The sequence below is a fragment of the Lichenihabitans sp. PAMC28606 genome, from assembly GCF_020616535.1.
GTDB classification, from domain to species: domain Bacteria; phylum Pseudomonadota; class Alphaproteobacteria; order Rhizobiales; family Beijerinckiaceae; genus Lichenihabitans; species Lichenihabitans psoromatis.
The window spans coordinates 3,517,965-3,539,426 of the sequence record NZ_CP085136.1; the positions used below are offsets into that span (position 1 = coordinate 3,517,965).

At 64.8% G+C, this 21,462-nt stretch carries 20 protein-coding genes; 10 read left to right on the top strand and 10 right to left on the bottom strand.

Annotated elements, in window-relative coordinates:
- Positions 1–18: 18 nt before the first annotated feature.
- The 4 genes from LGH83_RS16580 to LGH83_RS16595 all read right to left on the bottom strand — a co-directional run bounded on the left by LGH83_RS16580 (position 19) and on the right by LGH83_RS16595 (position 4,388).
- Positions 19–531 (bottom strand): DUF2147 domain-containing protein, encoded by a 513-nt coding sequence (locus LGH83_RS16580; protein ID WP_227399594.1) that lies wholly within the window; start codon positions 529–531, stop codon positions 19–21.
- Positions 528–1,853 carry a cytochrome P450 family protein gene (locus tag LGH83_RS16585; protein WP_227399595.1) on the bottom strand — a complete coding sequence of 442 codons (1,326 nt, stop codon included), beginning with the start codon at positions 1,851–1,853 and terminating at the stop codon, positions 528–530. The genes LGH83_RS16580 and LGH83_RS16585 overlap by 4 nt, the downstream gene beginning before the upstream one ends.
- A 129-nt stretch (positions 1,854–1,982) precedes the next feature.
- Positions 1,983–3,959, bottom strand: coding sequence for a squalene--hopene cyclase (gene shc / locus LGH83_RS16590; protein WP_227399596.1), 1,977 nt, complete (start codon positions 3,957–3,959; stop codon positions 1,983–1,985).
- Between the two features lie 258 nt (positions 3,960–4,217).
- Complete coding sequence (locus LGH83_RS16595) at positions 4,218–4,388, bottom strand: hypothetical protein (protein WP_165491080.1); 171 nt, start codon at positions 4,386–4,388, stop codon at positions 4,218–4,220.
- A 51-nt stretch (positions 4,389–4,439) separates the two neighbouring features.
- Here LGH83_RS16595 and LGH83_RS16600 point away from each other — a divergent pair, with 51 nt between their 5' ends.
- Entirely contained in the window at positions 4,440–4,685 is a 246-nt protein-coding gene (locus LGH83_RS16600) for a hypothetical protein (RefSeq protein WP_165491081.1), read from the top strand.
- A gap of 10 nt (positions 4,686–4,695) precedes the next feature.
- Here LGH83_RS16600 and scpA read toward each other — a convergent pair whose 3' ends face one another.
- From scpA to LGH83_RS16615, 3 genes are all read right to left on the bottom strand, one after another.
- Complete coding sequence (gene scpA, locus LGH83_RS16605; protein ID WP_227399597.1) at positions 4,696–6,870, bottom strand: methylmalonyl-CoA mutase; 2,175 nt, start codon at positions 6,868–6,870, stop codon at positions 4,696–4,698.
- Entirely contained in the window at positions 6,867–8,300 is a 1,434-nt protein-coding gene (locus LGH83_RS16610) for a methylmalonyl-CoA mutase family protein (RefSeq protein WP_227399598.1), read from the bottom strand. The genes scpA and LGH83_RS16610 overlap by 4 nt, the downstream gene beginning before the upstream one ends.
- A 142-nt stretch (positions 8,301–8,442) precedes the next feature.
- Positions 8,443–8,841: a winged helix-turn-helix transcriptional regulator gene (locus LGH83_RS16615; protein WP_227399599.1), complete on the bottom strand. Its 399-nt coding sequence runs from the start codon at positions 8,839–8,841 to the stop codon at positions 8,443–8,445.
- 107 nt (positions 8,842–8,948) lie between these two features.
- Here LGH83_RS16615 and LGH83_RS16620 point away from each other — a divergent pair, with 107 nt between their 5' ends.
- From LGH83_RS16620 to LGH83_RS16635, 4 genes are all read left to right on the top strand, one after another.
- Positions 8,949–9,824 (top strand): NAD(P)H-binding protein, encoded by an 876-nt coding sequence (locus LGH83_RS16620; protein WP_227399600.1) that lies wholly within the window; start codon positions 8,949–8,951, stop codon positions 9,822–9,824.
- A gap of 72 nt (positions 9,825–9,896) precedes the next feature.
- A complete protein-coding gene (locus LGH83_RS16625; protein WP_227399601.1) occupies positions 9,897–11,030 on the top strand; it encodes a TIGR03364 family FAD-dependent oxidoreductase in 1,134 nt (377 codons plus the stop codon).
- Positions 11,031–11,049: 19 nt separating this feature from the next.
- A complete protein-coding gene (phnX, locus tag LGH83_RS16630; RefSeq protein ID WP_227399602.1) occupies positions 11,050–11,853 on the top strand; it encodes a phosphonoacetaldehyde hydrolase in 804 nt (267 codons plus the stop codon).
- A complete protein-coding gene (locus LGH83_RS16635) occupies positions 11,853–13,199 on the top strand; it encodes an aspartate aminotransferase family protein (RefSeq protein ID WP_227399603.1) in 1,347 nt (448 codons plus the stop codon). Before phnX ends, LGH83_RS16635 begins: the two co-directional genes overlap by 1 nt.
- 16 nt (positions 13,200–13,215) lie before the next feature.
- Here LGH83_RS16635 and LGH83_RS16640 read toward each other — a convergent pair whose 3' ends face one another.
- Genes LGH83_RS16640 through LGH83_RS16650 form a run of 3 tightly spaced genes read right to left on the bottom strand, consistent with a single transcriptional unit; the run spans position 13,216 to position 16,706 of the window.
- Complete coding sequence (locus LGH83_RS16640) at positions 13,216–13,953, bottom strand: gamma-glutamyl-gamma-aminobutyrate hydrolase family protein (protein WP_227399604.1); 738 nt, start codon at positions 13,951–13,953, stop codon at positions 13,216–13,218.
- A 31-nt stretch (positions 13,954–13,984) separates the two neighbouring features.
- Positions 13,985–15,292: an NAD(P)/FAD-dependent oxidoreductase gene (locus tag LGH83_RS16645; RefSeq protein ID WP_227399605.1), complete on the bottom strand. Its 1,308-nt coding sequence runs from the start codon at positions 15,290–15,292 to the stop codon at positions 13,985–13,987.
- Positions 15,293–15,338: 46 nt separating this feature from the next.
- On the bottom strand, positions 15,339–16,706 hold the full coding sequence (locus LGH83_RS16650) for a glutamine synthetase family protein (protein WP_131114512.1): 1,368 nt from the start codon (positions 16,704–16,706) through the stop codon (positions 15,339–15,341).
- 127 nt (positions 16,707–16,833) lie between these two features.
- On the opposite strand from LGH83_RS16650, the gene LGH83_RS16655 reads away from it, so the two are divergent.
- The 5 genes from LGH83_RS16655 to LGH83_RS16675 all read left to right on the top strand — a co-directional run bounded on the left by LGH83_RS16655 (position 16,834) and on the right by LGH83_RS16675 (position 21,442).
- On the top strand, positions 16,834–17,553 hold the full coding sequence (locus LGH83_RS16655; RefSeq protein ID WP_227399606.1) for a GntR family transcriptional regulator: 720 nt from the start codon (positions 16,834–16,836) through the stop codon (positions 17,551–17,553).
- Positions 17,554–17,639: 86 nt separating this feature from the next.
- Positions 17,640–18,653, top strand: a complete 1,014-nt coding sequence (locus LGH83_RS16660) for a 2-aminoethylphosphonate ABC transporter substrate-binding protein (protein WP_227399607.1) — start codon at positions 17,640–17,642, stop codon at positions 18,651–18,653.
- 2 nt (positions 18,654–18,655) lie between these two features.
- Positions 18,656–19,789 carry an ABC transporter ATP-binding protein gene (locus tag LGH83_RS16665; protein ID WP_227399608.1) on the top strand — a complete coding sequence of 378 codons (1,134 nt, stop codon included), beginning with the start codon at positions 18,656–18,658 and terminating at the stop codon, positions 19,787–19,789.
- Entirely contained in the window at positions 19,782–20,639 is an 858-nt protein-coding gene (locus tag LGH83_RS16670; protein WP_227399609.1) for a 2-aminoethylphosphonate ABC transporter permease subunit, read from the top strand. The genes LGH83_RS16665 and LGH83_RS16670 overlap by 8 nt, the downstream gene beginning before the upstream one ends.
- Before the next feature lie 2 nt (positions 20,640–20,641).
- Entirely contained in the window at positions 20,642–21,442 is an 801-nt protein-coding gene (locus tag LGH83_RS16675) for an ABC transporter permease (protein WP_227399610.1), read from the top strand.
- Positions 21,443–21,462 lie beyond the last annotated feature (20 nt).

The following is a 21,462-nucleotide window of genomic DNA, read 5'->3' on the forward strand; positions in this document are numbered from 1 at the left end:
AGGTGCGAAGGGCGGCGGCTATTCCGTGTCGCGTCGCGGCCCATTCGGCTGGCCGGTGGCCCCGATCAACTGACCCGGTGCAAGATCGGTGACGCGCTTCCAGGTCTGTGAACCGCAGAGATAATGCAGGAAGCAGCCTTTGACGCGGACTTCGTTCGGCTCCTCAGCCCAAAGCGTCACGTCGTAGCTCTTACCGTTATCCGCGTCGTAGATCTTGCCGGCATAGCGGTCGTCTTCGTTCGGCTTGAGGCTCAAGATCAACTCGTGACCGAGCAATTGGCGGGACCGTTTCTTGGTGTCCGGATTTTTCTCATCCAGCCTGATCTTACCGTCGTCGTCTTTAATCGACTTCATCCAGACCACGAAACCGCAGATCGTGTCGCTGCCCGGCTTGCACAGTTCGATCCGGATCCGGCCTGCATCGTCTTCGGTCAGCCATGTCCCAATCACGCTTTTGGGTGCCGCATAGGCGGGCGCCAAAGTCATCAGGTATCCGGCCGCGAGGGCCACCAGGCACTTTCGGATGTTCATACGTGACCTCTCTCGGATGCGAGAACATGCTCATCGCCGATGTGGGTCGGCTTATCCATCGGACAAGTCGCGCCTGCGACAGCGATCGTGTGTTTTAATGGCTGGACGGCCCGACCGAGCGTGACCGGCAAGGCGACGACGCCGCGAAGACCGCTCGATTGGCGCCAGCGGAGCGTCTCGATCGGAGCAGCGAGGCTCACATCGGGAAAGCGTTGGAGCAGAGCGTTCAAAGCGATCCTCGTCTCGAGCCGAGCCAGCGAAGCGCCGAGGCAATAATGCAAGCCGAAGCCGAGCGCCAGATGCCGCTTATCGTTTCGCGTCACGTCGAGCTTGTCGGCATTCACGAAAGCCGTTTCGTCGCGGTTGGCTGAGGCCTGCAGCGCCATGACCATATCGCCTTTGGCGATCGTCACGCCGGCGATCGTCACCTCCTCGAGGGCGAACCGCATGGTGCCATATTCGACCGGGTTGGTGTAGCGCAGCAGCTCTTCGACGGCATTGTCCATCAGGTCGGGCTTTGCTTTGAGGAGCGCGAGCTGGTCGGGATGTTCGAGCAGGGCCAAGAGGCCATTGCCGATCAGATTGACCGACGTCTCATGCCCGGCGAACAGCAGCAGGAAGATCATGCCGATGAGCTCGTCGCGGCTGAGGTGATCGCCTTCTTCTTCGACCGCGATCAACCGCGTGATCAGCTTATCGTCGGGCTCCCGCCGCCGAAGTTCGATGAGATCCTCGAAGAATTTGAGGAGCTTCGGCATCGCCGGAAGCCAGCGAATGGCGCGCCGGATGGGCTGGTCGTTGACCTCGATCAGCCGCACTACCTGATGGTGGAAGGCGAGCCGCTGAGCCTCCGGAATGCCGAGCATTTCCGAAATCACCTGCAAGGGCAGCGGCAGCGCATAGACATCCATCAGGTCGACGGTGCCCTGCCGCCCGGCCGCATCCAGCATGGGCCCGACGATGCCGTGGATCCAGGGCTCCATATCGGCGACGGAACGCGGGGTGAAAACTTTGGAGACCAGCCGCCGCAACCGCGCATGGGCAGGGTCGTCGACCGAAATCATCGCATTGCCGACGAGCTTGATCAGCCGCGGAGCGTAACGGCCGCCGAACCCGAACAGCGGCGGGTTGGACGAGTGTCGCGCATCGTTGGAGAAGCGCGCATCCTTGAGCACCTGCAACACGTCGTCGTAGCGGGTCACGACCCAACCGGTTCCACGCGTCGGGATCTTGGCCCTGATCACAGGTGAGTTGCGTCGCAGATCCGCGTAATAGGCGTAAGTGTCCCCATGGCTGGAGGGGTCCCAGCGGACAGCTTTCAAGTCATCGTCCTTTTTGGAGGGCCGCTACTCGTGATGCGGGCGAGCCGCGTTCGCGCCAGGACGTCGCGGTTTATTACGGCCGAAGCAAGACCGCCGTCGCTGCCAAACGAATGCGGGACGATGCGTGCGTTACATGCCATGCAGCACGTGGGACGTGTTGCCAACCTTCATATTGCGATAGCGGGCCATGGCCCAAAGCGGGAAAAATTTAGCGTAGCCCATGTAGCGAAGGTAGAAAACACGAGGAAACCCCGTTGCCGTGTAGCGTTCCTCGTCCCACAAACCGTCCGCGCTTTGATTGGCGGCCAAATAGGCGATGCCGCGGCGCACGGCCGGGCTGTCGATCTCGCCCGCCGCCATCAGGCCCATCACGGCCCAGGAGGTTTGCGATGCGGTGCTGGGGGCTGCGCTGAAACCCTTGTAGTCGAGCGCGTAGCTGCGGTCGTCCTCGCCCCATCCGCCATCCTGATTCTGGATGGTTTCGAGCCAGGCGACCGCGCGACGGATCGCCGGGTGATCCGGCGAGAGATCGACGGCGTTGAAGCAGCAGAGCACCGACCACGTCCCATAGACGTAGTTGAGCCCCCACCGTCCAAACCAACTGCCCTCGGGATGTTGCTCATCGAGAAGATAAGCGATCGCGCGTTGCAGGGGGGCGCTGGTGGCTGGACGCTCGCCGAGTTGCGCCAACATCGACACGCAGCGGGCCGTCACGTCGGCGGTCGGCGGATCGAGCAGGGCGCCATGATCCGCAAAGGGGATGTGATTGAGATAATAGGAGGTGTTGTCGACGTCGAAGGCCGCCCACCCCCCATTGGCGCTCTGCATCCCGAGCACCCATTCGCGCGCCCGGGCGATCGACTCGTCGAAACGGCGGGTGCCGGTCTTGCTGCGAACCCGATCCATCGCCAGCACCACGACCGCGGTATCGTCCAGGTCAACATAGTGAGGGTTGCGATATTGAAAGGCCCAGCCGCCCGGGCGCAGATCGGGCCGCTGATAGGCCCAGTCACCCTTGACGTCGAGCACCTGCAGAGGCTTGAGCCAATCCAATGCGCGCTCCACCTCCCGCATCGTCTCGGGCTCGGCCTCCATCATGGCATGGGCGGACAGCACCGTATCCCAGACGGGCGAGAGGCAAGGCTGGCAAAACGCCTCGTCGCCGTTATGTGCCACGAGCTTTTCGAGGGCGGAGCGGGCCGTGATCACGTCCGGATGGCTATCGGGCATGCCCAACACTTTGAACATCATCAGCGTGTTGGCGATCGACGGATAGATGGCGCCCAGGCCGTCCTCGCCATTCAGCCGTTCCGTCACGAAGGCCACCGCCTTCTCGATTGCGGTCGCCCGGGTCTTCTTGGGAAAAAGGGGCTCGACCCAATGCAGAACCTTGTCGAGAGCCGCGAAAGCCGCGCCCCATACCCCAACCTGATTGACGGTCTTGGGCCAGCGGCGCACGTCATGCGGCGGCACGATGAAGAGTTCGTCGATCGACAGATTGCGCGGGTTCTTTGCGCGTGGCTTCAGGGCCATCAAAACCAGCAGCGGCACCAGCGTGTCACGCGCCCAATAGGACAACCGGTAGATGTGGAACGGGAACCAGCCCGGCGCATGCATGATCTCGACCGGCATGACCGGGACGGCTCGCCAGGGCACGATGCCGAACAAAGCGAGCGTCGTCTTCGTGAACACATTGACGTTCACGGCGCCGCCCGCCTTCAGGATCGCCTCCCTGGCCCGGACCATATGGGGCGCATCGATGGCGTCACCGGCTGCCTTGAGGGCGAGATAAGCCTTCACGCTGGCCGAAATGTTCATCTCGCCCGCAGCCAGCATCGGCCAGCCGCCATGCTGCTCCTGTCGGCGGCGCAAATAATTGCCGGTCTTCCGCTCCATCTCGGGGTCGAGTTCACCGAGAAAATGTTTGACCAGGATATATTCCGACGGGATCGCGGCGTCGGCTTCGAGGTCGAAAGCGAAATGACCATCGTGGCGTTGTTCGCTCACCAGCGCGTCATTGGCCCGCAATACGGCGGCATCGAGGGCCGCAAGGTCAGTCTGTGAGTGGTGAACGACGGGATCGACTTTTTCGGCAGCGAACGACATCAAACGATTTATCTCGGCTCTGACAGGGGCACGGCGACCAAAGGAGATCGACATACGATAGCAATGCAATGATCGAGGCCGGGTGCTTGTTTCAGCCAAAGGCTTCGTCGGCGCTACTCATAGGCCGGATGAGCCCGCCGGGCCAAGCTTTGACATGGCCGAAGGGTTTCGTCCGTTCCGAGCCTCGATCGACGTGCGGCCTTCAACGCGATGCGCGATCACGCTCAGTGATGGCGCGGCTTGCGGGTCGAGATCGGCCTACCGGCGCCCTTTTTTCTTGTCTGGCCTGACGACCTTTCCGAATGGGAGTTGCGTCACGGCATCGGCGCCCTGGTCGGGTTGCTCGGCCGCGCGCGCGGCCGGAACGGGCTTGGCGGCCTTGCTGGTCTTGCGGCCTTCGCCAGGGTCATCCTCGAACTTGATCGCCATCGTGTCTCCGGTCGGTTAGAGCTTCGTGAGCCGATTGAACGAAAGCACGAAATGCCCCCGATCACCTACCATGTCGTCGTGCCTTTCGATCGAAGTCCCGAAGGCGATCTCGTTCCGGGCGAGGCCAAGGAAGCGCCGAACGGCGATCGCGCCAAGCGAATGGCGCAGGCGCTTGCGGCGACGCATGCCGGCGCTCTCGCGTTCAGTCGTAACGGTGATCCCGATAGCGGCGTGTTCGACGATGCCGTCGTGACGGCTATCTTCGGCGCGGTCGACACGAGTGCTCTGCAGGGTTGAGACCTCCTCCTCAAGAGCGCCGATAGGCTGACCCGGCCTTCTGGGTGAAGCCTGCGCGCTCGTTCAAGCGCTCCATCAGGTCGATGGCGGCCTCGGCAATCACTGTGCCGGGCGGAAAGATCGCGGCGACGCCGGCGGCCCTCACGGCGGCGAAATCCTGCTGTGGCAAGACGCCTCCGACCACCAGCAGGATATCAGACCGTCCGAGCGCATCGAGAGCGGCGCGAATGTCGGGCACGAGCGTCAGATGGCCCGCCGCGAGCGAGGAAATGCCGAGAATGTCGACATTCTCGTCCGCCGCCTGACGCGCCGCTTCCTCGGGCGTCGCAAACAGGGCGCCGACGCTGACCGCAAAGCCGAGATCCGCAAAAGCCGAGGCGATGACTTTTTGGCCTCTGTCATGGCCGTCCTGGCCGACCTTCGCGACGAGAATGCGGGGTTTGGATCCCTTGTCCTGGGTGAAGGCCCGCGTCATCTCGGCGGCGCGCCGCACGGCGTCATTGTCTTTGCCGGACGCCTTCAAATAGACGCCGGACACGACATCCGTTACGGCCGCATGGCGGCTCCAAGCGCGTTCCAGCGCAGTCGACATCTCGCCCACCGTCGCCTTGGCGCGCGCGGCCGCGATGGCACGATCGAGCAGATTTCCGACGCCGGTCCGGGCCGTTGCCTCGAGCGCGTCGAGTGCCGCCAAGACCGGCCCGTCATCGCGCTCGGTCCGGAGCCGCGCCAGCTTCGCGATCTGAGCCGCGCGGACTTCGGCATTGTCGACCTTGCGAACCGCGAGCGGCGGCTCGTCGCGCGGGGCGAATAAATTGACACCGACGATCACCTGCTGGCCCGTGTCGATGCGGGCCTGGGTGCGTGCGGCAGCTTCCTCGATCCGGCGCTTCGGCAGGCCCGCCTCGATCGCCTTGGCCATGCCGCCCAATGCCTCGATTTCCTCGATATGGCTCCAGGCGCGGCTCGCGAGATCGGCCGTCAACCGCTCGACGTAGTAGGACCCGCCCCAGGGATCGATGATGCGGGTGGTTCCGCTCTCCTTTTGCAGCACGAGTTGCGTGTTGCGCGCGATGCGGGCCGAAAAGTCGGTCGGAAGCGCCAGAGCCTCGTCGAGTGAATTGGTGTGCAGCGATTGCGTGCCGCCCTGGGTCGCCGCCATGGCCTCGATGGTGGTTCGCGTGACGTTGTTGAAAACGTCCTGCGCGGTCAGCGACCAGCCGGAGGTTTGGCAATGCGTCCGCAGCGCCAGCGATTTTTCGCTCGTCGGCTCGAAGCGGGCGACCAGACGCGTCCAGAGCAGGCGCGCGGCGCGCAGCTTCGCCACCTCCATGAAGAAGTTCATGCCGATCGCGAAGAAGAAACTGAGGCGCGGTGCGAAGGCATCGATCGCGAGACCGGCCGCGAGGCCGGCGCGGATATAGTCGACCCCGTCGGCGAGCGTATAGGCGAGTTCGAGATCCGCCGTCGCCCCGGCTTCCTGCATGTGATAGCCGGAAATCGAAATCGAGTTGAACTTCGGCATGCGGGTCGAGGTATAGGCGAAGATGTCGGACACGATCCGCATCGAGGGCTCGGGCGGATAGATGTAGGTGTTCCGCACCATGAACTCTTTCAGAATGTCGTTTTGGATCGTGCCCGAGAGTTTCTCGGGCGGCACGCCCTGCTCCTCGGCCGCCACGATATAGAGGGCCATGATGGGAAGCACGGCGCCATTCATGGTCATCGACACCGACATCGTGTCGAGCGGAATGCCGTCGAACAATTCGCGCATGTCGAGAATGCTGTCGATCGCGACCCCGGCCATGCCGACATCGCCGGCGACGCGGGGATGGTCGCTGTCATAGCCGCGGTGCGTCGCAAGATCGAACGCCACAGACAGTCCCTTCTGACCGGCTGCGAGGTTGCGGCGATAGAAGGCGTTCGAGGCTCCCGCCGTGGAGAAGCCGGCATATTGCCGGATCGTCCACGGCTGGGTGACGTACATGGTGGGATAGGGGCCACGCAAAAACGGGGGCTGTCCCGGGACGCTATCGACCGCCGCAATGCCGTCGCGATCACGCGAACCGTAGACGGGTTGGATCGAGAGGCCCTCTGGCGTGGTCCAACTCTCGCGGTCGTCGGCGACAGGCGTCCCGGCAGCGGGCGCAAAGGGGATGGCACGAAAGTCGGGGATGCGGCTCATCGGGCGCTTCCCTGTTGGTCGAAGAAGGCCGTCTCGCGCCGTGCCGTCAGCGGAACGAAGCGCGTGGCGTCAATCGGCAGCTCATCGATCCGGTCGCGCCTCGAGACCGGCAGGACCGCAACCGGGGTCTCGTCCGCAGTTGTGAACGAAGTCGTGCCGACCACGCATCGGGTTCCGGCCATGAGATCCGATTGCCGCCGCTGTCTGGCGGTCTCGATCCGCTCCTGCCACGCGCCCGACGCGAGTGCCGCGACCATGCCGCCCTCCTGTTCGATCGTCTGAAACAGGCGCCATGCGTGACGACCGAGCTGATCGGTCAGCGCCTCGAACGCGCCGGATCCCGCTGCCGGATCGTCGACCCGTCCGAGATCGGCTTCCTGCATGAGCACGAGCGGCATGGTGCGGGCCAGCCGGCGCGCAAAGCCGTCCGGCAGGCCGAGCGCACTCGTGTGGGGCAAGACCGACACGCTATCGGCGCCGCCGAGCAGCGCCGCAGAGCAGGCCAAGCCATTCCGCAGCAGGTTGGTCCAGGGATCGCGATGCGTCAGCATGCGGGTCGCCGTTTCGGCATGCAGGGCGATCGGGCGAGGAGTTAGGCCGCAGGCAGTCTCGAGACTGGCCCAGAGCCGCCGCATCGCGCGAAGCTTCGTCAAGGACAGGAATTCGTCGGCATCGACCGCGAGCGTGAAACTCAGCGCCGTGCGGGCGTCTTCAAGCGATGGGCCGTCATCCTCGATCGCCCGGAGATAGGCGACGCCGGTTGCCAGCACGGCGGCGAGCTCCTGCGCGTCGGTCGCGCCCGCCGCATGGTGAGGACGCCCGTCGGCCCGGAGCACCGGCGAGACAAATCCCTTCTGCCTGATGGTCGCAACGGCCCGTGCGGTCGCGCGGGCCAGCGATCCCCACGCTTGCGGCATGCCGCCCGCATGGGCCATGACGCCGATCGGATCGAGGCCGAAATCGATGCTCGAGATACACGATCCTGGGTCGATCAGGCCCGTCACGGCGCCCCAGGCCAGTGGTGGGGTGACGGTCGCGACCTCGAAGCGCACCGCGATCGCGTCGAGGCGAATGCCGGCCAGCAGGGATGTGGCATCGGTCTCGTCCGCGATCTCGACACCGAATGCATGCGCGGCCGGCGCGCCGGCCAGCACCAAAGCGAGCCCGCTCGCGCCGCCGTCAAGATCGTCGAGCGCAAGCCCGTTGGCGATCGTGAGATCGGGATGATCGACGCGCTGAACGACGTGACACGGCTGTCGTGTGTCGCGCCAAACTGGCATGCCGCGTCCGGCCGGATAGAGGGGAGCGATCGGCAGGTCGTCGTCGCTGCGGGACACAAGAGTATCGTAGCCCGCGCCGTTCAGGGTTCGCTCGACCGCCGCCCGCCATGCGGTGTAGGCGCCCGAGAGCGGAAAATCCGGACCGGTCATCGTTTTTGCGCCTTTCACCCGTGATCGCGGGGCCAGCGGCAGACGCTTGTCTCAGGCGGTGCGTCGAACATTGGCCAGGTCTCCAAGAACGGGCCACCACGTTAGCAGTGCCGCGGCACGCGGCGCCAGCATGTCCCTTGGATCAGGCTGCTGCATCGAACTGGGCGCGCGCCAGCCGGATATCGCCGTGATTGCGCTCCGCCCAATCGATCAGGCTCGCCACGGGTCCGAGGATCGAGAGGCCCAGCGGCGACAAGCGATATTCGACGCTCGGCGGCTTGGTCGGGAAGACGTGGCGGGTCACCATGCCGTCCCGCTCGAGCGCCCGGAGCGTCTGGGTCAGCATGCGTTTGGAGATGTCCGGGACAGCGCGGCGCACGGCGTTGAAACGCAGGGGTTCGGCCGCGAGCGACATTAGGATCAGCGTCGTCCATTTGCCGCCCATGTGATCGAGCACATCGCGCACCGGGCAGCACCCAGAGTCGAAGCTGGCGGTCCGCCACACGTCTAAATAGGCAGATATATCTGTGCGCTCGATCATGGTCGGTTCCCTTGAGGTCACCAGGGGTTGAAAAGCTGCCTCCTTTCTTACCGGCGACACGGTCTCTATTCTAGACATGGATCCACAATCGCCATCAGGAGCCCTTCATGTCCAACGCATCCCTTCGTCTTCTCGTGACCGGAGTGAGCGGCCAGCTCGGTCGTCTCGTCATCGACGATCTCCTTGCCAAGGGGTCATCGATCAACGTCGAGGCCATCGTGCGCGATGCCGGGGCGCTCGCGGCTCTGACGGCCCGTGGCGTCGCGGCCAAGATCGCCGATTACAGCAAGCCCGAGACGCTCGACGCCGCTTTTGCGGGGATCGATCGTCTCCTGCTGATCTCGTCGAATGCGCTCGGCGAGCGGGTCGAACAGCACCGCAACGTGATTGCGGCCGCCAAACGGGCCGGCGTCACCTTGCTGGCTTATACGAGCGTGCTTCATGCCGACACGTCCGCCTTGGCGCTCGCCGAGGAGCATCGCCAGACCGAGGCCCTGCTGCGCCAATCCGGTGTTCCTTTCGTCGTTCTGCGGAACGGCTGGTACACGGAAAACTACACCGCCTCGATCCCGGCGGCTCTGGCGCATGGCGTCATGCTCGGCAGTGCCGGACACGGCCGGATCGCCTCGGCGTCGCGCGCCGACTATGCCGCTGCGGCGGCCGCTGTTCTCACCGCGACTGTGCCGCAAGACGGGCGCATCTACGAACTCGCTGGCGACGACGCCTATACGCTCGCCCAATTTGCGGAGGAGGTCGCCCGCGTCTCGGGCCAAGCGGTCGTTTACCGCGATGTTCCCGAGGCCGAATATAAAGGCATTCTCGTCGGAGCCGGTCTGCCGGACCCCATCGCAAGCCTGCTGTCCGACTCGGATGCCGCCGCCGCAAACGATGCCTTGTTCGATGATGGGCGCCAACTCAGTACCTTGATCGGGCGGCCCACGACGCCATGGTCCGAAACCATCGCGGCCACCCTGAAAGCCTGAACACGGCACCGACGTCATGGAGCGGTCACGGGTCGAGGCTAGGACAAGCTTTTCGATGTGAGGCTTTGACCCATGGTGCCGCTGCCGGGCAGGTTCGATGTCGCCGTGGTCGGTGCGGGCATTTGTGGCTTGGCCCATGCGCTCGCGGCGGCCCGGCTCGGCAAGCGCGTCGTCGTGATCGACCGCGACACGCAGGCCAATGGCGCCTCGATCCGCAACTTCGGCTTCATCACGGTGACGGGTCAGCAGCAGGGCGCGTGCTGGCAGCGGGCGATGCGGTCGCGCGACGTGTGGATCGAGATGGCCGAGGCGGCGAAGATCCCGATTTTGCAGCGCGGCTTGCTGACGGTCGCGCGCCGCCCAGAAGCCCGGACGGTCCTCGAACAATTTCTCGAGACCGACATGGGCGCGGATTGTAGCCTCGTCGAGCCCGCCGACCTTGCGGATCATGGCGCCGGTCTGCGCGAGGCCGATATCGCGGGCGCGCTTCACAGCCCGCACGAGGTCCGCGTCGAGTCGCGCGAGGCCATCCCGCGCCTCGCTGCTTATCTCGGCGAACGGCATGGCGTCGTTTTTCTGCGCGACACCGTCGTCCATAGCGCCGCCCCACCGCGGCTCGAGACCAGCCGAGGGTTGATCGAAGCCGAGACCGTGGTGGTCTGCCCCGGCGACGATTTTCGCACGCTGATGCCGGACCGGATCGCGGCTTATGGCTTGACGCGGTGCAAGCTGCACATGATGCGGTTGATGCCAGAAAAGTTCGACCCAGCACTGCCCGCCGTTATGTCCGACCTCGGTCTGATCCGCTATCTCGGTTATGCCGAGCAGCAGGGCGCGGCCGCGCTGCGCAAACGGCTCGATGTCGAGCAACGCGAGCATGTGCGGCATGGCGTGCATCTGATCGTGGTTCGCAGCGAGGATGGCTCGGTGGTGGTCGGCGATTCGCATCATTACGCCGCGACGCCCGACCCGTTCGCGCCGACCGGGATCGACGATCTCATTCTCGACGAATACGCGCAGGTCTTCGCCGGTGCGATCCCGCCCGTGGTCGAACGCTGGACCGGTACCTACGCGTCGGCGCCGGACCGCCTGATGCTGGTCGATCGGCCGTCCGACGCGTTGCGGATCGTGCTGATCACCAGCGGCACGGGCGCCAGCACGTCTTTTGCCATCGCCGAAGAGGTCATGGCCGAGCTCTACGGATGATCGATCGGAAGCCCCCGCCATGAATCATGTCAAAGCCATTGTATTCGATTGGGCCGGCACCGTCGTGGACCATGGCTCGCTTGCCCCCATGGGGGCCTTCGTCGAAACATTCGGCGAGTTCGGCGTCACGATTTCGATCGACGAGGCGCGCGGCCCGATGGGCATGGCCAAGCGGCCCCATATTGCGGCCCTGATGGCGCTGCCGCGCGTCGCCGAGGCCTGGGCCGCAGCGCATGGCCACACACCCGCCGACCCGGACATCGATGCCGTCTATGCCGTGTTCGTACCGAAGAACAAGGCGGTAGCGGCGCGATTCTCGGCGGTTATCCCGGGTGTCGCCGATGTGACGCACAAGCTGCGGCAAGCCGGGCTCAAGATCGGCTCGACCACCGGCTACACGCGGGACATCATGGCCGAGATCCTGCCGGTCGCGGCCGAAGGTGGTTTCGTGCCCGACAGTCTCGTCTGCACCGGCGACACGCCGGACGGTCGCCCGACGCCGTTCATGCTCTACAAGAGCTTGCTCGACCTCGGTGTCTGGCCAGCCTGGAGCGCCATCAAGGTGGATGATACCGAGGTCGGCATCGCCGAGGGCCTGAATGGCGGCGCATGGACGGTCGGCGTCGCGGTCAGCGGCAATGTGTTCGGCCTGTCGCAGGCCGACACTGCGGCGCTCGAGCCTGCGGATTTCGCGCGCATGCGGGCCTCCGCCATGGATCGTCTGACGGCGTCCGGCGCGCATTACGTGATCGACAGCGTCGCCGACCTGATGCCGGTCGTTGCCGCCATCGAGGGGCGGCTTGCGCGCGGCGAACGGCCTTGATGGGTGCGTCAAACGCGAACGAGCCCGCGCCGAGCGAGGGCGATGTCAACCGCTCGCCGCTGAGGTCGGCCTGGCGGGCCCGGCTCAGCTCGGCCACCCGACAGCTTCTCGACGACGACGAGCGCGTCTTCCTGCATCAGTCGCTGTCGACCCCCTGCCTCGATGTGATCGAACGGGCCGAAGGCGCGACACTGATCGATGTCGAAGGACGCCGCATTCTCGATTTTCACGGCAATAGCGTGCACCAACTCGGCCATGGCCACCCACGCGTCGTGGCGGCCATCAAGGCCGAACTCGATACGCTCCCGTTCTGCCCGCGCCGCTACACCAACCGATCGGCCATCGCCTTGGCCGATCGGCTCGGACGCTTGGCACCCGATCCGCTCGCCAAGGTCCTGCTGGCGCCGAGCGGCGCCGCCGCTGTCGGCATGGCCCTGAAACTGGCGCGTTACGCCACGGGGCGGCACAAAACACTGTCGTTCTGGGATGCGTTCCACGGTGCCAATCTCGACACGATCGGGGTCGGGGGCGAAGCCTTGTTCCGCCAGAATCTCGGCCCGATGATGCCCGGTGGCGAACATCTACCGCCGCTGCATCTCGCATCGCGGTTCTTCGGCGACGACCGGCCCTTCGAGCGCTTCGCCGACTATATCGATTATGTGCTCGAGCTGCAGGGCGACGTCGCGGCCGTGCTGGCCGAGCCGATGCGATGGACCACCGTCGAGCCGCCCCCGCCGGGATTTTGGGCGCGCGTGCGCGCCAGCTGCTCGCGCCACGGTGCGTTGCTGATTTTCGACGAAATTCCGAGTTGTCTCGCCCGCACCGGCACCATGTTCGTCTGCGAGCAGGCCGGCGCCACGCCGGATATTCTCGTGATCGGCAAGGGGCTGGGTGGGGGCATCATGCCGATGGCGGCCATCATCGCCGATACGACGCTGGATTGCGCCCCACAGGCGGCTCTCGGTCACTATACGCATGAAAAGAGCCCCGTGGGATGCGCCGCCGCGCTGGCGACGCTCGACGTCATCGCCGAGGAGGGATTGGTGGCCCGCGCCAATGAACTCGGGCGCATCGGCCTCGATCGGCTCAAGGGCTTGATGAGCCGCCACCCCATGGTCCGCGACGTGCGGGGGCTCGGCTGTTATTTCGGCCTGGAGATCGGCGGCCCCGATGCGGCCGCGACCGCCGATCGCCTGCTCTATGCGTGCCTGCGGCGTGGACTAAGCTTCAAGCTCGGCGGCGGAACGGTCGTGACGCTCTGTCCGCCCCTGACCATCACCGAGGCCGAATTCGAGCAGGCTTTCGCGATCCTGGATGATGGGCTCGCCGAGAGCGCGACCGCGTGATCGCGGGCCGCATGTCTCAGCGGCGCATCATTTTGGCGAAGACCGAGAAGACCGCCTGCGAGACCTCGTCCTGCACAGCATATTCGGGATGCCATTGCACCGCGAAAATCGGGGCATCGCGGGCCGATACCGCCTCGATCGTCCCGTCCGGCGCTTGCGCCTCGATCTGCAAAGCATCGGCAAGCCGTTCGATGCCTTGGTAGTGGACGGAATTCACCTCTGCGGTCGAGCGATGCAGCGTCTCCTGCAACACGCCGCCCTGTCGGAGGGCGACGGGGTGCATCCACTCGAACATCGCATCCCCCTCGATCTGGTCGGGTGCGTGGTGAGCGACCGATCCGGCCGCGTCGCCGATGCCATGCCGCAAGCTTCCGCCGAGCGCGACATTCACCTCCTGCAGGCCTCGGCAGATGCCCAGCACCGGCGTCTTGAGCGAGGCGGCGGTGTGGACCAGAGCGAGAGCGGCGTCGTCGCGGGCCGGATCGAACGGCCCGGTCGCGACATCGGAGCCGTAATGCCGCGCCTCGACATTGCTGGGGCTGCCGGTCAGCACCACACCATCGAGTCGGCCGAGCAGGGAAGCGAGATCGCCGTGCCGGCTGTTGGTTGGTATCAGCACGATGTCGCCCACGAGAGCGCGATCGACCGCGTCGATGTAGCGGTTGATGACCGTCTGCGCATTTTGGTTCGACACCGTATTGGTGCAGCAGAGAATGCCGATCAAGGGCCGGGACGGGACGGGGCGGGGCGACATGGCGAACCTCGATCTTTTCCGAATGCGGGCGTTAAACGCCTAGCCGATCCCGCAGGCCGTACCACCAGGCGCCCAGGGCGGTGAGGGGCACCCGAAAGGTCGATCCACCCGGAAATGGGTAATAGGGCAGGCTGCTCCATACATCCAACCGTTCGGCCTGGCCCGCGACCGCCTCGCCCAGGATCTTGCCGAGCAGGTGGGTCGTGGTGACGCCGTGACCGCTATCGCCGTGCGAAAAATAAACCGTCGGCGTGAGCTGTCCCACATGCGGCACACGCGTCAGCGTAAGGGCGAAATTCCCACTCCAGGCATAGTCGAAGCGAACGCTCGCGAGGCGCGGAAAGGTCTTGGCGAGTTGCGGCCGCAGCCGCGCTTCGACGCTGGCCGGGTCGCGGCCGCCATACACGACGCCACCGCCGTAGAGGATGCGATTATCGGCCGTGCGGCGATAGTAATCGAGGATGTAGTTCATATCCTCGACGCAGTAATTCGCCGGCAGAAGCTCATCGGCCAAAGCTGCGTCCAGCGGCTCGGTCGCGATGATCTGGCTCGAGACCGGCATCATCTTGTCGCCGATCTCAGGCAGCAGCTTGCCGAGATAGGCATTGCCGCAGACCAGCAGCACCTTGCATGCGACCGATCCTTCGGCCGTGCGGGCCAGAGGGGCGGCGCCGGTCTCGACCGTGACGACGCTGGAGTGTTCGAAGATGCGTCCGCCCAGGCTCTCGAACGCCGCCGCTTCGCCGAGCACAAGATTGAGCGGGTGGATGTGACCGCCATGCCGGTCGACCATGCCGCCGACATAGCGGTCGCAGGCCACGATGGCCGGAACGTCGGAGCGGTCCACCATCTCGAGGCCGTCATGCCCATGCGGCTCCCACACCCGCTTCTGATGTTCGAGCTCCTTCATCTGCTTGTCCGTAAAGGCGGCGAAAAACGCGCCGTCCACGAGGTCGCAGGCAATGTGATATTTGGCGATGCGGCTCCTGATGATGCTGGCGCCTTCGAGCGACATCGCGCCGAGCGCCGTTGCGGCCGGTTCGCCGTAGCGTTTCTCGATCACGTCGAGATCACGGCTATAGCCATTGACGATCTGGCCGCCGTTCCGCCCCGACGCGCCGAAGCCGATCTGCACGGCTTCGAGCACCACGACCGAAAAACCCCGCTCCGCGAGCTCCAGCGCGGCCGATAGTCCCGTGAATCCGGCCCCGATCACGCAGACATCGGCGCAAATGTCGTCCGTCAGGCTCGGCCGAACCGTCTTGTCGTTGGCGGTGGCGGCATAATAGGACGGCGCGTGGGTTTGACGCGCTGCGGTCGACGGGCTCCGCGACGCCATGACAGTGTGCTCCGATGCGTGAGAGACGGTTGAGCCGACCTGCCGGTCAGACGATCTCGAGATAGGCGCTGAATTCGTAATCCGTCACCTGCTCGGCGAAGCCTGCGATCTCCTGCCGCTTGCAGGCCACCAGCATGTCGCGCAGAATCGGATCGAAGATTTGGGCCGCGATGTCGCCGCTTTCGAACGCGTCCACCGCCTGGCCCCAATCGGATGGGATTTTCGGCAGGCTATCGGTTCCGTAGGTGCGGCCCGGGATGTCCGGTGTCGGCTCCCATTCGTTGCGAATGCCGACCAGCGCCGCCCCGAGGATCGCGGCGATCGACAGATAGGGGTTGGAATCGGCGCCGGCGACGCGGTGCTCGATGCGCCGGGCCACGGGATTGCCACCGGGAATGCGGATCGCCGCCGTGCGGTTCTCATAGCCCCAGGCGATCGTGGTCGGCGCATGCGTGTCGGGCCGGAGGCGGCGGTAAGAATTGAAATGCGGTGCGAACAGCAGGGTCGTCTCGGCCATGCCGCGCAACATCCCCGCAACCGCATGTCGCAGGATCGGTGAGCCTTCCGCCGTTCCATTGTCGAAGATATTCTTGCCGTCGCTGTCGATGACGCTGCAATGGCAATGCATGCCATTGCCCGAACGGGTGCCGTACGGCTTAGCCATAAAGGTCGCGGCCAGGCCGTGGCGGCGCGCGACACCCTTCACGATGCGCTTGAAGAAGATGGCGTCGTCGGCGGCCTTCAAGGGATCGTCGCTATGGAGCAGGTTGATCTCGAATTGACCGATACCGTTCTCGGCGATGGCCGCATCGGCCGGCACGTTCTGGCGGGCGCATTCCTTGTAGACGTCGGACAGGAACTCGCCGAAATCATCGAGCTCGTCGATCGAGAGGATCGCGTCGGAATCGAGGCGCTTGCCCGTGTAGGGCGAGATCGGCGGAACCGCGCTGTCAGGCTCGGGGTCGATCAGATAAAATTCCATTTCGGTGGCGACGACCGGGCGGAGGCCGAGGGCGCTATATTGGCGCACGATGGACGCCAGCGCTTGACGCGGGTCGGCGAGGAATGGCGTTCCGTCTTCGAGGAACATCCAGAGCGGCACCAGTGCGCTTGGCCGCGACGTCCAATTGACCGGAAGCGCGCCGCGCCCCGTCACGCCGCAGATCCCGTCCATGTCGCCGCTGGCGAACACCTGCTCGTTGCCGACGATATCCTCGCCCCAGACGTCGACGCCGACGATCGATAACGGCATGCGAATGCCGCCACCCAGCACCTTGGCGGCCTGCCCAACGGGAACGCGCTTGCCGCGCATGATGCCGTTGAGGTCGCAGACCACGGCTTGGATGCTCTCGATCTGCCCGTTCTCTTCAAGCCAAAGCTTGAACGCATCAGGATCGTGGGTCTGGACAGACATGTCGGAAAACTTCATTTGTGATCACAATCCCGAGGCTGTGCCACTTTTTATGGTCACGATCAAGGTTGCGGGCGTGGTCGTGACCGCTTGGTCACCAGGGAAGGCGCGGGGTTTGGAGCGCAAGCGATTGAACGAGCTCGTACTTCCCGCACTGGCTAAGCCGGACGGGATGACAACCCACGATCATGTCCATGCGCGGCTGCGGCAGGCCATCATGGTCGGCGCGGTGCGCCCTGGCGCGGCTCTCACGATCCGCGGTCTCGCCGCTGCGCTCGACAGCAGCCCGACGCCGGTTCGCGAGGCGCTGCGCCGGTTGACCTCGATCGGAGCGCTGAATTTTCTCGAGAACCGCCGCATCGTCGTGCCGCTCGTCACGCCAGAGCGGTTCGAAGCGTTGATCTCTCTCCGGATCGCACTCGAACAGCATGCCGCGCAACGGGCGATCGTTTCGATGACGGACCAACAGATCGACCATCTTCTCGTCATGGATCATGACATTGACGATGCGATAGCACGTGCCGATCAATCGGCGGCCTTGCTGGCCAATCAGCAATTCCATCGCGCGATCTACCGGGCCAATCCGGATCAGATCGCGATGCCGATGATCGAGAGCGTCTGGCTGCAACTCGGTCCGGTGCTCGGGATCGCGATGGAGCATGTGGCCGAGCTCTATGTGGTCGATCGGCATCAGGAGATTATCGGGGCGCTTCGGTGGCGCGACCCCGTTGCGCTCGCGGCCGCCATCAGCGCCGACGTGCGGGAGGGGATCGGGGGCTTCGATCATCATGCCATCGCCCGATTGTTGACCCTGGCAAAAACCGCGCGGCCACACCAGCACCTGCCGTAGCGGCGTCACGTCAGCTTCATCCGACAGTCACATCGCTTTCATAGGCGGCGCCTACCGGTTCTTCATTCTGACCGGGGATCCATTCCATGAAGGCCATTCTTTCGGCAATTCTGCTTGCCGCGACCGCACTCGCCACGCCGGCTTGGGCGGCATCCGACGTCGTCACGATCTACGCGGCCGACGGCCTTCATGATGGCAAGGGGAGCTGGTTCGAGACGCAATTCGACACCTTCACCAAGGCGACGGGCGTCAAGGTTCAATATATCGAGGCAGGGTCCGGCGGTGTCGTCGAGCGTGTCGCCAAGGAGAAGTCGAACCCGCAGGCGGATGTGCTCGTCACCCTGCCGCCCTTCATCCAGCGTGCCGAGGCCGAGGGTCTGCTGCAGACCTTTAAGCCGGATGCCGCCTCCGAGATCGACGGCGGTAGCGCCACCTATCAGCCGCTCGTCAACAACTACATGAACTTCATCTACAACGCCGCGGTGCTGAAGCAGGCGCCGAAGACTTATGCCGATCTGCTGGAGCCGTCGTTCAAGGGCAAGATTCAATATTCGACGCCAGGTCAAGCCGGTGACGGCACTGCCGTGATGCTGCAGGTGATCCATGCCTTCGGCAGCAAGGATGCGGGCTTCGAATTTCTCAAGAAGCTGCAGGACAATAACGTCGGCCCCTCGGCCTCGACCGGCAAGCTGACGGCCCTCGTCAACAAGGGCGAGCTGCATGTCGCCAACGGCGATCTGCAGATGAACATGTCGCAGATGGCGCAGAACCCCAACATTCGCGTGTTCTGGCCCGCCGGACCGAACGGCGAGCGCTCGACGTTGGCGCTTCCCTATTACGTTGGCCTCGTGACGGGCGCGCCCGATGCCGAGAACGGGAAGAAACTGATCGACTTCTTGCTCAGCAAAGAGGCCCAATCGACCGTGTCGTCCATCGCGATCGGCGTTCCGGTCCGCAAGGACGTGACCCCGACGGACGCCAACTTCGCCAAGCTGCACGAGGCCATGCAGGGCGTGACGGTGTGGACGCCCGATTGGGCGGCGGTGCTCAAGGATCTGCCGGGTGATGTGGCCCGCTGGCGCCAAGCGACCGGCAGCTGAGCATGTCGGTCTCGGCTCTGGCCGCGTCTGAGGCGCCAGCCGCAGCTGTCGCCGTCCGGGGATCGAGCGTTTCCTTCGACAAGGTGACGGTCGCCTATCGCGGCGCGGTGGTGCTGAAGCCGATGACGCTGGACATCGCGGCCGGCGAGATTCTGGCGCTGATCGGCCCGTCCGGGTCCGGCAAGACGACCGCGCTTCGTGCGGTCGCGGGCTTCGTGCGGCCGGTCAGCGGCCGCATTCGCATCGGCACGACAGACGTCACCGACCTGCCTCCCTACGAGCGTGGGCTCGGCATGGTGGTGCAGAATTACGCGCTGTTTCCGCATATGCGGGTCGAGGGGAATGTCGCGTTCGGGCTTCATGCTCAAGCCGCGCCCAAGGCTTTGGTGGCCGAGCGGGTCGCCGATGCGCTGCGGATCGTCGGCATGGCCCCCTATGCCAAGCGCTATCCGCGTGAACTCTCGGGTGGCCAGCAGCAGCGCGTCGCGATCGCGCGCGCGCTCGCGGTCCGCCCCCGTGTCCTGCTGCTCGATGAGCCGCTCTCGGCCCTCGACGCGCAGATCCGTCGCTCGATGGTGGAGGAGATCGCGCGCCTGCACCGTGATCTTCCCGATCTGACGATCCTCTATGTGACTCACGACCAAAGCGAAGCGCTGACGCTCGCCGATAAGATCGCGATCATGAAGGACGGCGCGATTTCGGCACATGGAGCGACCGCCGATCTCTATCGCCGCCCGCCCAACCGCTTCGCAGCGGAGTTTCTCGGTCGCGCGAACCTGCTGCCGGTGACGGTGCTCCACCCCGGCACGTCGAACGGCTTTGCCACCGTCCGGTCTGGAGCGGTGTCGTTGGTGGCTGCCGGACAGGGCGAAACCGCCGGGACCGAGCGCCTGCTTTGCGTTCGACCGCAACATGTCACGCTGACGCGCGAAGACGCTCAATCCAACTGTATCCAGGGGGTGCTGCGCGAGGTCCATTGGCAAGGCGAACTCACCCATCTCGTGCTCGAGATCGACGGAACTCCGATCCGCGTCGTTGCGACTCGGCTGCCGGCGCTGCCGCGTTCAGGGACCGCGATAGACCTCTTCTTCGCGCCGAGCGACGCGACCCTCATCGCCGACGATCTCAATGGCTGACGCGGTTGTCTCGACGCCGCGATCGAAACCCCTGACATTCGGGGGCGCCTGGATCGTCCCCCCGGCGCTGCTGCTCGCTGTCTTGTTCTTCTATCCGCTCGCCTTGATCGTTCGAACGGCGTTTCTCGACGAGAGCGGGGGGTTCACGGCACAAGCGGCGCTGCAGGTCGTCACCTCTCGCTCGTTCGTCGGCGCTCTGCTTAACACCATGACGATCGCGGTCGCCTCCACGGTCGGCTGCGTCGTGCTTGGCCTCGTGCTGGCGCTGATGCTTGCTTTCGTGCCGTTTCCGGGAAGTCGCTTCATCGCCCGGTTGATCGACACGTTCATCGCGCTGCCAACCTTTCTGATCACGCTGGCGTTCACGTTCATCTATGGCTCGGCCGGCATCCTGAATGAAGCGCTGGTTCAGGGCTTTCACCTGACGGCGCCCCCCGTCGATTTTCTCTATTCCGCATGGGGGGTCGTGCTGGCCGAGGTGACGGTTTACACGCCCTTCGTGTTGCGGCCGCTGCTCGCCTCGTTCTCGCTGCTCGACCGCAGTCAGATCGAGGCTGCAAGCATCCTCGGCGCACGTCCATGGCGGATCGTCGCGCAAGTGATCCTGCCGGCCGCGGTCCCGGCGTTGATCGCCGGCGGCAGCCTCTGCTTGCTGCTGACCGTCAACGAGTTCGGCATCGTGCTCTTCATTGGGGCCAAGGGCGTCATCACCCTGCCGTTGTTGATCTACGACAAGGCTATCCAAGAGTCGGATTATCAGACCGCCTGCATCATCGCGGTCGTCAACGTGGCCTTGTCGCTCGGCTTATTTGGGCTTTACCGCACGGCCGCGCGCCGGTTTGGGGCCTGACCATGCTGGTTTGGTCGCGCTCGGGCCGCATCGTCATCTGGATCCTGGCCGCGTTGCTGCTCGGCGTGCTGTTTCTGGCACCGCTCGCCGTCATCGTGGTGGCGAGCTTTTCGCAGCAATGGAGCGGCGTGCTGCCGACCGGGTTCACGGTCGAGCATTATAGCGATGTGGTGTCCGGCGCCTCGCGCGATGCCATCTGGGCGAGCCTCGCGACCGGGCTCGTGGCGAGCCTTGTGGCGCTGGTGGCCGGGACATGGGCGGCTTTGGCCTTGCGACTGCAGGGAGAACGCTGGGGCCGACTTCTCGGTCTGCTGTTCTTCGTTCCGAGTGCGGTGCCGTCGGTCTCGGTCGGCCTTGGCTTGCTGGTCGGATTCAGCCAAAAGCCGTTCCTGCTCAACGGCACAATCGCGATCGTGCTGATCGCTCACTTCGTGCTGGTGTCGGCCTTCACGTTCGGCACCGTCTCGGCTGGCCTGATGCGCCTCGCTCCGGATTACGAACAGGTCGCCTCGAGCCTTGGCGCGCGGCCGTCCTACCAACTCATCCACGTGACGCTTCCGCTGATCGCACCCTATCTCGTGGCCGCGTTTGGGCTCAGCTTTGCCCTCTCGATGGGCGAACTCGGCGCCACCGTCATGCTGTATCCGCCGGGATGGGTGACGCTGCCGGTCGCGATCTTTGGTCAGACGGACCGCGGCGATATCTTCTCGGGTGCCGCGCTGACGATGGTTCTGGTCGTCACCACGCTGGCGTTGTTGCTTGGCCTGGAGCGACTTCCGCTCAAGGCCGCCGCGAGCCGATAGCAGACTCGCCAAGCCGGAAG